This window comes from Streptomyces sp. NPDC085932 (assembly GCF_044540525.1).
Lineage (GTDB): Bacteria > Actinomycetota > Actinomycetes > Streptomycetales > Streptomycetaceae > Streptomyces > Streptomyces levis.
This window is the reverse complement of record NZ_JBITSJ010000013.1, coordinates 16,380-27,935: the sequence shown is the minus strand read 5'-3', so window position 1 is coordinate 27,935 and position 11,556 is coordinate 16,380. Positions and strand designations below refer to the sequence as shown.

At 63.8% G+C, this 11,556-nt stretch carries 9 protein-coding genes; 1 reads left to right on the top strand and 8 read right to left on the bottom strand.

Annotated elements, in window-relative coordinates:
* Positions 1-125: 125 nt before the first annotated feature.
* The 7 genes from ACIGAQ_RS37520 to ACIGAQ_RS37490 all read right to left on the bottom strand — a co-directional run bounded on the left by ACIGAQ_RS37520 (position 126) and on the right by ACIGAQ_RS37490 (position 7,882).
* Positions 126-1,391, bottom strand: a complete 1,266-nt coding sequence (locus ACIGAQ_RS37520; RefSeq protein ID WP_399791268.1) for a cytochrome P450 — start codon at positions 1,389-1,391, stop codon at positions 126-128.
* Positions 1,388-2,005 (bottom strand): GTP-binding protein, encoded by a 618-nt coding sequence (locus tag ACIGAQ_RS37515; RefSeq protein ID WP_399791265.1) that lies wholly within the window; start codon positions 2,003-2,005, stop codon positions 1,388-1,390. The genes ACIGAQ_RS37520 and ACIGAQ_RS37515 overlap by 4 nt, the downstream gene beginning before the upstream one ends.
* Complete coding sequence (locus tag ACIGAQ_RS37510; RefSeq protein ID WP_399791262.1) at positions 1,986-2,342, bottom strand: DUF742 domain-containing protein; 357 nt, start codon at positions 2,340-2,342, stop codon at positions 1,986-1,988. The genes ACIGAQ_RS37515 and ACIGAQ_RS37510 overlap by 20 nt, the downstream gene beginning before the upstream one ends.
* On the bottom strand, positions 2,339-2,758 hold the full coding sequence (locus ACIGAQ_RS37505; protein ID WP_399791259.1) for a roadblock/LC7 domain-containing protein: 420 nt from the start codon (positions 2,756-2,758) through the stop codon (positions 2,339-2,341). The genes ACIGAQ_RS37510 and ACIGAQ_RS37505 overlap by 4 nt, the downstream gene beginning before the upstream one ends.
* A gap of 114 nt (positions 2,759-2,872) precedes the next feature.
* Positions 2,873-4,591, bottom strand: coding sequence for an ATP-binding protein (locus ACIGAQ_RS37500; RefSeq protein ID WP_399791256.1), 1,719 nt, complete (start codon positions 4,589-4,591; stop codon positions 2,873-2,875).
* Between the two features lie 463 nt (positions 4,592-5,054).
* Positions 5,055-5,735: a hypothetical protein gene (locus tag ACIGAQ_RS37495; RefSeq protein ID WP_399791253.1), complete on the bottom strand. Its 681-nt coding sequence runs from the start codon at positions 5,733-5,735 to the stop codon at positions 5,055-5,057.
* Between the two features lie 740 nt (positions 5,736-6,475).
* The gene (locus ACIGAQ_RS37490; RefSeq protein WP_399791250.1) at positions 6,476-7,882 is read right to left on the bottom strand and encodes an RICIN domain-containing protein; all 1,407 of its coding nucleotides are present in this window, start codon (positions 7,880-7,882) and stop codon (positions 6,476-6,478) included.
* Between the two features lie 868 nt (positions 7,883-8,750).
* On the opposite strand from ACIGAQ_RS37490, the gene ACIGAQ_RS37485 reads away from it, so the two are divergent.
* Positions 8,751-10,085, top strand: coding sequence for a hypothetical protein (locus ACIGAQ_RS37485; RefSeq protein WP_399791247.1), 1,335 nt, complete (start codon positions 8,751-8,753; stop codon positions 10,083-10,085).
* A 390-nt stretch (positions 10,086-10,475) separates the two neighbouring features.
* Here ACIGAQ_RS37485 and ACIGAQ_RS37480 read toward each other — a convergent pair whose 3' ends face one another.
* A complete protein-coding gene (locus tag ACIGAQ_RS37480) occupies positions 10,476-11,210 on the bottom strand; it encodes a GntR family transcriptional regulator (RefSeq protein ID WP_399791244.1) in 735 nt (244 codons plus the stop codon).
* Between the last annotated feature and the right edge of the window lie 346 nt (positions 11,211-11,556).

Genomic DNA, 11,556 nt, shown 5'->3' with positions numbered 1-11,556 from the left:
TTCGGCGCGGCGACCGGCCCGCCGCTCGCCGGGGGGAGCGCATCCCCGCCGCGTCCACGCAGGACTCGGCGGGGAAAATGCCACCATGGTGCATACGGGGAGCCGGACGAACCGGGCGTCGCCTTCTAGTGCACCGCGGGGGTGAACCGCACGGGAAGAGCGGTCAGACCGCGCATCCAGATGGACGGACGCCAGGTCAGCTCGTCCGCCTCCACGCCCAGGACGAGATCGGGCAGCTGCTCCATCAGCGTCTCCACGGCCGTGCGGGCCATGACATCGGCCAGCAGCGGCGCGGGATAGGGGCAGCGATGCTCACCGTTGCTGAAGGACAGGTGCGCAGAGTTCTCAGCGCCGACGTGCGACTCAGGCCAGATCTGCGGGTCGGTGTTGGCTGCGGCAAGTCCCAGGATCAGGCAGTCGCCCTCCCGGATGAGCCGCCCGCCGAGCTGGGTGTCACGCACTGCCCAGCGGCCGATGAAGTTCTGCGTCGGCGTGTCCAGCCACAACACCTCGTTCAGCGCCTCCCCGACGCTGACCCGGCCGCCGGAGACGTTGACCGCGAAGCGCTCGTCGGTCAGCAGCAGCCGCAGGGTGTTGCAGATCCAGTTGGCAGTGGGCTGCTGCGCCGCAGCGATCACTGAGATCAGGTCCTGTACGAGCTCCTCGTCGCTGAGGCCGGCCGGATCGAGCAGCATGCGCGAAGTGACGTCGGGGCCGGGACGCTCCCGCTTCTCCTTCACCAGCCGCAAGATGCGCTCCCCGACACGCCCGTACGCCGCCACCGGGTCATCACCCTCACCAGCGTCCAGGGAGATGCGCAGGTCGTCGACGAGCTGCTCGGTGTCCACGCTGCCCTGCGGCATCCCGCACATCCACAGCACGGCACGCGCCGGCAGTGCGTGCGCGTACATACTCATCAGCTCGGCCTGGCCACTGCCGGAGAAGGAGGCGATCAGCTGATCGGCGATGAGCTGGCATTGACGCGTCAACTCGAACTGATCGACGCCCTCCAGCGCCTGCGTGATCACGCCCGCCCGGCGTTGATGTTCCTGTCCCTCGGTGAAGAGCACCGAAGGCTGGTGGCCGACGAACGGCAGCAGCGGCCAGTCCGCCGGAATGTTCGGCCACTGGTTCCAGCGCCGGGAGTCGCGCGCGAACAGCTCGTCGTGGCTGGTGACGTAGCAGACCTCGGGATAGCCGAGCACGAGCCAGGCGGGGATGTCGCCGTCGAGCAGCACAGGCGCGACGGGCCCTTGCTCGCGCCGCATTGTGCGGTACAGCTGTGAGGGCGTCCGCTGGTACTCCAGTCCGCTCAGTCGCACGGCCCCGGGGTGTGCGGGGCAGCCGGACGCAGGCACGTCGGAGGATGGGGAGCCGGTGGTGTCGCTCACGGTGTCTTCTCCTGGATCAGTGCCAACGCGTGGAGGTGCTCCACGAGAGCGATGAGGACTTCCTTGCCCGACGACCTGAGTCGCGCGTCGCAGTCGATCATGGGTACGTGGTCACCGAGGGCAAGGGCCTGACGGATCTCCCCCAGGGAGAACCGGTTGTTGTCGTCGTCGAACCGGTTGATGGCCACGACGAACGGTGTGCCGTGATGTTCGAGCCGGTCGATCGCGTACCAGGAGTCCTCCATGCGGCGGGTGTCGACGAGGACGACCGCACCCAGCGTGCCGGAGAACAACCGGTCCCAGAGGAACCAGAAGCGTTCCTGGCCCGGAGCGCCGAACAGGTAGAGCACCATGTGCCGGTTGAGGCTGATACGACCGAAGTCGAACGCGACGGTGGTGGTGGTCTTGCGTTCCACACCGGCCGTCTCGTCGACGCCCTGCCCGGCCTGCGTCATCATCTCTTCGGTATTCAGGGGCCGTATCTCGCTGACCGAGCGCACCAAGGTGGTCTTGCCGACGCCGAAACCGCCAATGATGACTATCTTCAGGCCGGTCTCGGCGGCATCGGCGAGTGGTGTGCGCTGGAAGGGCAGCTCAGAGGTTGCGGAGCCCATGGAGCACCTCCTGGAGCAGGGCGGTTTCGGGCAGGTCCGCGACGGACGCCGCCGCGCGAGGGTGACGAGCGCTCACCTTGCCCATGGCATGGAGGTCGCCGAGGAGGATCCGGACGACAGTGATGGGCAGCTTCAGCTCGGCGGCGATTTCGACCAGCGCCGCCGGGTGCCGGCACATCTCCAGGATCCGTACATGCTCCGACTGCAACCCGGCTGCGGGCTCGCACTCACTGACGATCAGCGTCACCAGGTCGAACGTGTCGTCCGCTTCGCTGCGCCCGCCCGTGACGGTGTACAGCCGGTCGGGATCACCGACGTCCACGGGTCTGTGGATCACGCGATGGCACCTCGGGTGGCGGGAGTGCGGGGCTCGGCCCTCAGGTGCTCGCCGATCTGCTCTACCATCTCGGTCATCTGGTGACCCACGACACCCGGGTCGGCGCTCTCCTCGGCGAGGATCGCGAGGTGGGCGCCCTGGCCGGCCTCCACGATGAACAGCAGTCCGCCGTGGAACTCGGTCATGGAGTGCCGGACACCGCCCGACCCATCGCCGAACTCCATGGAAGCGCCCTGGGCGAGCGCCTGGATGCCCGAGCAGATCGCCGCCAGCTGGTCAGCCTGGTCGAGTGTCATGTGCTCGGTCCAGCACAGCTTCAGGCCGTCCCTGGACAGGACGAGGGCGTGCCGCGTTCCCGGCGTGCGCTGCAAAAGGTTCGTCAGGAGCCAGGTGAGGCTGTTGTCAGTGGTCTCCATGGTGGGTGAGCCGGGCTGTGACCGTGAAAGGTCACCCGGCTCGTTCCTCCTATCCAACGAAGTGCGGGGGTGAGGCGGCCAGGACCGCCGTGATGAATGAAGGGCTGGCGAGACCTAGCTCCCGGCCCCGGTCTCGGAGCCCGGCGCGGAGTCGGTCGCACCGCTGGACTTCCGGCCGCGGTGGAAGGCACCGAATCGGCTTCCGGCGTCACGGGCCGGGCCGGGCGCGTGCCCTGCCGATCGAGGCGAATCGGCCGCTTGCTTCGACCGGCTCCGCTCCGCCTCGGCCATGGTGCGGCCGGGGGCGCGGACAGGCAGCCCATGCGGGGTGGCCTGGCTGTGCCTTTGAGCGTCCTCGGCGGCGGGCGCCGCTTCTTGGGCCGGGACCATTTGGGGGCGCACGGGAACGGGGTACTCCTCAACTGCCGAGGTATGCGTGGCCGGAACCTGTCTGGCAGGGATGGTCTTCTCGGGCGAAATCGCGCCGCGCTGCTGGGCGACGAGTTCCGGAGGGAGGAGTACGACCACGCCGGTGCCGCCCCGGGAGGACGGCCGGTAGTTGACGCTGATGCCGTACTTGTCGGAGAGCCGCCCCACCACACTCAGACCGAGTCGGGTGCCCTGCAACGAGGCAAGGTCGGTGACCTTGCCCGACACGGACTCCTCCGCCCGCCGCATTGCGGCGTCGGACATCTTCAGGCCACTGTCCTCGATGGTCACGACGAGACCGGCACTGCCCTCCTCCGCATAGACGTGAACCTCGTCGATCGGCGGCGAGAAGTTGGCCGCGTTGTCCATGAGTTCGGCCAGCAGGTGCATCACACCCTCGGCGGCGAAACCCGCGATCGCGGCCCGGCTGGAGTTGTGCAGCCGCACCCGCCGGTAGGCGGCGATCCGGCCGACTGCGCCGCGCAGGATGCTCTCCATCACGATGGGCTTGTTCCAGACGCGGCTGGGACGGCCCCCCATCAGCAGTGCCAGCCGGTCGGTCATCAGTCCCAGCTGGGAGGTGCTGTGGTCCAGGCGCAGCAGGTCACCGAAAACTTCCTGACCGTGCCGTTCCTGCATCTCCCGCAGCTCGGCGAGCATGCTGACCGTCTTGGCCTGGACCCGGCTGAGTGCCTTCGCGGAGGCGGCCTGGGCCGCCGAGGAGCGGCGTTCGCTGTGGGCGAGGTCGCGCACGAACGATTCGGCCGTGGCGCGCAGCAGCGGGTTGCGCGGCCACTCGAACGCGGCGAGGACGGTATCCGCGGAGCTGCCCTCCCGCAGCATGGTCACGGCCGATGGCAGCGTGTGGTGGGTCAGCTGCTCCAACTCCGCGCTTCCCGCGATCAGTTGGCCTCTGACCATGTTGAGTTCGTGCTGTACCGAGCCCACCCGTCGTACCGCCTCGCCCACCTCGGTGACGAGCACGTGAAGCATCTGACGCATGTACGGGTCGGAGGGAGAAGAGGCACCGGACAGTGTCTCTGCGGCGTCGGCCCCATTTTTCACCTGCTGGACCACGGCCGGCAGGGTCGTATGAACCAACTGGGCTGCCTCGACGCCCTGTTGCGCCCAATTGTTCCTTGTCATCTCCAGTTCCTCAGCCTGTGCCGCCACCTGCTGACGGGCATGGCGCAGCAGGGTCGAGGCGCCGATGATGACGGCGGTGAGGCAGCCCCACGCGACGGTTGCTGCGACCAGGACCCAGGAACGCGCACCCGCTGGAGCGAGGGCGGCTGCCGCTCCGGCGCCGAGGGCCGTGATGACCAGGACCGCGGGAATCACGGCAGGGGAGGAAGGTGCCCCGGAGGTGGAACGACGCTGACGGGGGCGGGCAGGCACTGGCATTCCTCGGTCCCTCGGTCCGTAAGAGCAGGAGGTATGTGGACGACTGAAGCATCGGCGGGAAGGGCGGAAGACGGATGACCATCCTCCAGATCGAACATGTGGTCATGCTAGCCACCGTGCGGACCTCGAATACCAGGGAGAAAAGCTGAAGCGTCCATGAAGGCTCGTCTGGTCGTGATGGCCACGACAACCAGGTCTTATGCTGATGAGACGATACTCCGGCGACCGCTCCGGTGTATGCCGTACAACGGTCCCCGGCATGCAGCACCTTATTGATCAACCCGATCGAAGGGCGTCCACAACGAGTGGCAGTGATGGTTTTCGGCCACGGGATGGTTTGTGATGATGACTCCGCTCGTGAGGGAAGTTCAGCTTCCCGAGTGGGAGCACAACGCCTTGCACCAGTACGTCGGTCGGTACCACCACGCATGTCGCCGTGACTGCCGGACTCGCATGCTTTTGCTCACAGAATGTCGCAGTGGCCTCGGGAGCCAGAGGTCCTCGGGCCAGGAACATGGAACACAAGCGCCTTGGCTTGGTCCATGGTATAGGAGTAGCCCGAAGCCGGATCCGCCACATAGACGGGGTGCGCGAGTCCCTCGGCCAAGAGCCAGGTCAAGCCGTCGGCAACCTCGGTACGGATGACATTGTGCCAAGCGCTGGCGTCCACGGGACCACCACCCATCAGCAGGTCGTAATCCTGGGAAGCTGTGTGTAGCCAGTGGTGGTTCTCGAAGCGCCACCACTTGCCGTCAATGTTGCCGGTCTGCCCGTCGATGAGTGTCACGCCCTCCCGGCCGATCACGAACTCATGCGAGTAGCTGCTCACTTGCGCCTCGATGTCGAGCGCCTGCAGGACGCGCGCGGCCCCGCTGGCCAGGCTCCTGCAGTCGCCCTCGCCGTCTGCCAGAAGCCCTCTCTCGCCCTTGTTGGTACCGGTCCAGCGAAAGTGGGAGTGGAGAACGATGTTCTCTACGACCCGGTTCACAACGAGCTGCGGGTTGGCATGCGAGGCGGCGAGCAGCGCAGCGATCGTCACGTCATCGGCTCCCGCAGGGCCTGCCGACGCCACGTCGGCGAGCAAGACCCCCAGCTTTTCCACGCCGTAGGTGTTGTACAGGTTCTGAATCTCCACATGTCCCATGAGCGTCCCTCGCAAGCGCCTCGACTGCCGGGACACATCATCGTTGCGCACATGAACGGGTTTTCTGCCGTGAGTGCAGTTCATGGGGTCGCAAAGTATGCCCCAAAGGGCGATCGGCCCGTGATACTGCTGTGGATTGATTGGCTGGCAGATGTGTACCGGCGCGCGAAGGTGCAAGTCCCCCCTCGCGTCGGCTCATGCAGGCCGGTCCGGTCACATACATACCGCACGCCGGAGCAACGCGCACCGTGCCAAGCGTGCGCGAAGCCCGTGCGAACCGTGAACCGCTCGTGCAGGAACCTTAGATGGTCAGCTGATCTTCCGTACAGTCATTGTGAACATGTCGCTCCATGCTGCCTGCCTCGCCTGCATGATCGCCATTGCAGCGTGCAGCCCATTTCCTCTGCTGATGAATTCGCGGAGAATCCTATCGGCCGAGAATGAGGTGCTCTTGACGCCTTCAGGTACTACAACGGGACCACTGCTGACCGGCTCGACCGGCTGAATGAATGTGACTCCTGAGCGAAACTCGTCGGCGACGGCCGGCTGAGATATAGAGGCTACAAAAACTGCTACTGAAGCAACAGGAAGTGCGTGTGTAATAATCCGCTTCAACATAAGATGCACCTTAAGGATGGTTGAATTCTAGGCCGCTCGCGATTCACGGGTCTGATGGTGGTGGGGGATTGTGACGCTGTGCTGCTGGGAGCTGAGCGCAGCACAGCGTCGGGCCTACTACTCTAGGCGATCGTCGGCTGGGTCTGCCGGAGGCCGAACATGCATTCCTGAGGGATCGCATGGGCGGCCGAGAACTTTGCAGCGAAGATCTCTCCAAGAGCCAGACCGCGAGTTCCGCACGGCTTGTTGAAGATCTCCTGGCTGAGCATGTAAATGCCGCTGCCTGCTGAAATTATCTGCTTCCACCCGTTGTCCATACTGCGGAACTTCCACTGCTGCCATATATCCGTGGTCGAGCAGTTGGCCTGGTACACCTGTCTGCTGTTGCTGTCCGGCCCAGGCAGTTCATCCATCCGCAGGCACATGCCACTACTGGCATTTTTGATGGTGTAAGTGAACGCCTTCCCGTCAGGAAGGTCCGTCCGCGTAAGCACCCACTGCTGCCGAGGGCTGTCTACCTCGTCAGTGACGACAGGCAGGGCCGGGTAGAGCGCTCCTCCGGAGACATGGAGAGACTTCAGATTGTTGCGCGCGGTGATGATGTAGGTCTTGTTGTGAGTGGGGCCGTACAGAGCGATCCCGCCATCGCAGCCGGATTCTTCAGCTGCTGTCATGTGCCGCTGCCGGAAGGTCCATCTACCGTCGGCAGTACCGTCGGAGCGCACTACCGGGGACGTGACTTCAACCTTCTTCGTCCAGACCTTCTGGTCGCCATTCGGCCGGTCGTCGTAGACGCCCACCCTGTAGGTGAGTGTGTTGTTGGTCAGGGTCTTCCGTACCTTCGGCGTGAAGATCAGTTCACCGAAATAGCGAGCGGATACGTACCCCGTGAGAGCTTCGGCAGCAACGGCAGTCTTGGCCCAGGTCCAAGTGCTCTGCTGCTGAATCGCTGCGCTGATGTTTCCGGTCAGCCCGCCTGTTCCACCATTCAGCTGGAACTGAACCTGGCTGCCCTCCATAAATGAGTACTGACTCGATACAGAGGTACTGCGGGTCGCGTTGAGTAGCACATTCTGCGAGGTATCCTCGGGATTCCTATTGCAATTTTCGGACTCCGAGGCAATTATCTGTGCGCCTGCTGCGGTTGTCGAGCTCTCGATTTTTACATCACAAGACGTCGTGTTGACGTTGCAGTCGTACTCGACGTCAGGGAATATCTGACGCTGCTGTTCAATGGGATTTCCGATGCAGGTGTAAGACATGCGGATTACCCCTGCATTGGCAAGGCTGATGTTACTCACTGCCCACACGCGTTCGCGTTCACTGGTTCTGACCGAGTACTCCAGGCCGACATTGTTGCTTATCTCTACTACTTTCGAAGAAGCCGGTGACGCGTCCATCACGGTACCGGCCGGACAACTCGCTTTCCAATTATAGAAGTAGGTCCCAGGGTCAAGCCGCAGTTTAGCCGTTTGATAAACGGTGCTTGCCGCTGCCTGAGCAGGCGGCGGAGCGATCACTGTGACCATGCTTGCCAAAGCAGTAGACACGCCTACAATTGCGTACCGCAGAGATGTGGCATGATGCATCGAGTCTGACCTCTCGAGACTGGCCGGCGCGGCGCGAGGTGCCTTAGATTGAGGAGCGCGGGTCCGGGCTGTGACAAGAATGAGCGGCCGATCAAGACCACACCCCAGGGACTCTCCCTAGGCTCCCTCCCCTCGCGACCCCGCTCGCCCGGTGCTGAACCCTGTTGGGGGCGATCCGCGGTCCTCACTCAAGCGGGCGCTTGATGAGCGAGCGAGCAAGGGCGGTACCGCCGGCGTAGATCTGCAGCGCATCGCGGCGTCGCGTCTCCGGCCCGGTGGGGACGGTGGCTTCGAGTAGGTCCCGTGATGAGGGACCAGGCTGCTGGTGGGCGGTGAGGCCCCGGGGCCAAGCAGCGGGCGGTATGACGCGGAATCAGATGCGCATGAACGCTGAGGGCGTCAGCAGCAGGCCGCACGCGTTTTGCTGACACCGAGTTTCACCGCGTCGGCGGCGATCGTCCCTCCTCCACTGGCAGTGGCCCTTGAACCGCCCGGATCAAACATCGAGGCGAGGCCCATTCCAGGCCACAAGTCGAGGCCTGCGGTAACGCCGCCGTTGCGGCAGGATCCCGGACAGCCACCTCACCAGTCTCCGGCGGGCTGCGCTGGTCCCCACCCTTGCCCACGCGTTCCACCAGGCCGCAGCTCCTGCTCCAGCAAGACCCTTACGAGCGCTTCAGGTGGTTCCCGACTGAGGCGGGCGACTGAGGAGAGCTGATTCGTGCATCTCGGTTCAATGATGCGCATGCCTCTTGTGATCAAGGGATGAGACATTCATGATACGGGTTACTCAACCAAGGAGGTGACTGTGGGCAGCAACCTTCTGACCCGCATGTTTCTCTCAGGCGCGCTTCTCGCGTCGTCCGCCGCGCTCACGGTCTCGCAGGCCGTCCCCGCTGCGGCGGCGAACCCTCCTGTCTTGCCCCCTGCCCTCGCAGCGGCATACGGATCGACGCCTGCGTTCGCCGACGAGTTCAATGACGGCGATGTCAACGAGAATGACTGGTATTACAGGATCACCGGCCCGTACAATAACGCGTATATGCACAAGGACGAGGTGGATGAGTCTGGAAACGCTCTTCATCTTGCCTACAACAAGCGCGATGTAAGCGGTGATGGAGTTCCTGACTATGTATCAGGAGGGTTGATTTCTCGGCATAATTTCGGGTACGGGTATTACGAGACCCGTGCCAAGTTGTATGCCGGAACCGCCCCGTTGCACACGTCGTTCTGGAGTATGGGTCTCAGGAAAGACATGAAGGGCGCCGGGGGAGATCCACGTATCAACGAGGACATCGCCAACGGGATACTGCCAGAGAACAATCAAATATTCGAAATCGATGGGTTCGAACATGACACCGGGCCCCATCCGGATGTGATCGACATGGGCAACTACCCCCAAAGCGTCGGCACAACCAAGGTGCGAGTGGGTAAGCAGCCAGCGGCCGATCTGGGGATCAACTTCGCTGATTGGAATGTCTACGGGTACGAGTACACTCCGCAGAGCATCAAGTTTTACATCAACGGAGTGCAGATCGGGCCGACCATCGACAACGTAGCGACAAAGTACCAGTACAACCCGATGAATCTGTGGCTCACCGCCCTGCCGTACTACCCGGCCGCTCAGAGTGTGTCCGCTGGGTCCAGCGACTTCGACTACGTCAGGTACTGGAACAAGCCTCTGGACGGCGCCAATCTGCTGGGCAATGGCAGTTTTGACGCGGTGCCCGTCAACGCCGCAGACCTCTGGATAGTTCCGGGTTGGATCGAAAGCTACAGTCCACCGGCCAGCGCTATCGCCACCGACGTCGTAAGCAACGGCACGCGGTCTCTCATTCACAAGAGCTCCAGTGCGTATACGGTCACTACGAAGCAGAACCTCACCCACATCCCGAACGGCACTTACAAGCTGAAGGCGAAGGTTCAGAGTTCCGGTGGGCAGACGAGTGTCCGGATGAGAGTTCTGAACCATGGCAGCAGCGAGGTAAGTGTTCCGGTACCAACGGGATCGACATGGATGGATATCGAGATTCCAAACATCTCGGTCACCAATAACAAAGCGACTATCGCTTTCACCTCAAACGCATCTGCGAACCAATGGATGCGCGTCGACGCGGTCAGTTTCGCCCGCACGACGCCGTAGCGCCACGGGGCCCCCGCTGCTCGGTGGACCGTGACTGCGGAAGGTTGGGAAACTCTCTGTAGAGGTGTATCGGAGTGACCTGGGGCGGGATCGAATCCACTGATCCCGCCCCAGCCAACTTTTCAGGCCCCGTGCTGAGCCCGTTTGTACACCCGCATCCACGGACGGGACGCACCCGTGTCCCGTCCATGGATGCGTTTCTACCGATGCGGGCGCGAGGAATCTGCTCACGTGAGGGGAGACAGACCGCGTTGCAATGCACCTTGTGGAGGCTCGTCGATTCTGAGCTCTTCTCCACTGCTGCGGTCGCGTCGGCTGCCGTATGTCTGTCGGCGCCGACCGCATCGTGCGGCAACAGGCCGAGTCGCTGAGCAAGGGAACGGCAGTGCCCTACAGGGCATGCGTCAGACGGGCATGAGCGCCGGTGAGATGGGTGCGCATCGCTTCTTCAGCCCCTCCTGGGTCGCGACGTCGCAATGCCTCGACGATGGCGGCGTGTTCGCGCAGCGCCTCGATCGGGGTGCCGGCGCTGGGCCAGAGCCGGTAGGTGTGCACGTGTGCATGAAGCCGGCGGATGCTTTCCTGAAGCAGGCTGACACCTGATGCCGCGGCCAGAAGATCGTGAAAGCGTCCGTCCTCGGTGGCGAAGTCCTGGTAGTCCTCATAACCGGCCCCCGATGCCGGAGCGTCTCGCAGGGCCGGATCATCGGGGACGAGGTCGCGGATCTGCTGGTCCGTGGCATGGACGGCAGCCATGCGCGCCGCGGCGGGTTCCAGAAGGAGACGCACCGTGTAGAGCTCATCCAGGGCCTTCCGGTCCAGGGGCGGGGTGACGAGGTACCCGGCGAGGGGGCGTTTGACGACCAGCCCTTCGGACTCCAGCCGGGCCAGTCCCTCTCGGACCGGGGTTCTGGACACACCCATCTCCTGGGCGAGCGCGTCAGTGGTCAGGCGGGATCCCGGCTCGACGGCATTGTTCATGAGCATCGCTTTGAGGGAGTCGTACACCTCGTCAGCGAGGACCGTGCGCCGGGGGCGCCGGAGTCGCGGCCGCGTCCCATCACGCACCGGCCGGCCGGCTACAGGCCCTTCGTCGCTCACATCATCCGCTTTCGTAATCGTCATCGCGCGTATCGTAATACTGGACATTGGATCCAATGGGTGTCAACGTTGTGCCCGTGAGTCGAGGAAGCGACCCGCATCCTGTTCTGTTCCGGCAGGCGTCCTGTCGGATCACATCGCCTGAGCCGGCCGCGGAAGCACCGTCACACCCGGTGAAGCCAGTCCGGCTGTCGGAGGGCCCCGCACGGCCCCACCCGCACAGTGCATGATCGCTGATTCTCGCCCTCACGGAGTCTGATCGAACAACCAGGGGGACGACCGCTTCGGCGTAACCCGGACACATCGGCGTCGAGGACATGAGCCGCACATCGCCGATGAACGACACGGCAAGGAGATACTGGTGCTCAAG

Excerpts from the sequence above, each read along its gene's own strand:
- ACIGAQ_RS37515 (WP_399791265.1), bottom strand. The coding sequence starts at position 2,005 with ATGGGCTCCGCAACCTCTGAGCTGCCCTTCCAGCGCACACCACTCGCC.
- ACIGAQ_RS37505 (WP_399791259.1), bottom strand. The coding sequence starts at position 2,758 with ATGGAGACCACTGACAACAGCCTCACCTGGCTCCTGACGAACCTTTTG.
- ACIGAQ_RS37500 (WP_399791256.1), bottom strand. The coding sequence starts at position 4,591 with ATGCCAGTGCCTGCCCGCCCCCGTCAGCGTCGTTCCACCTCCGGGGCA.
- ACIGAQ_RS37495 (WP_399791253.1), bottom strand. The coding sequence starts at position 5,735 with ATGGGACATGTGGAGATTCAGAACCTGTACAACACCTACGGCGTGGAA.
- ACIGAQ_RS37490 (WP_399791250.1), bottom strand. The coding sequence starts at position 7,882 with ATGGTCACAGTGATCGCTCCGCCGCCTGCTCAGGCAGCGGCAAGCACC.
- ACIGAQ_RS37480 (WP_399791244.1), bottom strand. The coding sequence starts at position 11,210 with ATGACGATTACGAAAGCGGATGATGTGAGCGACGAAGGGCCTGTAGCC.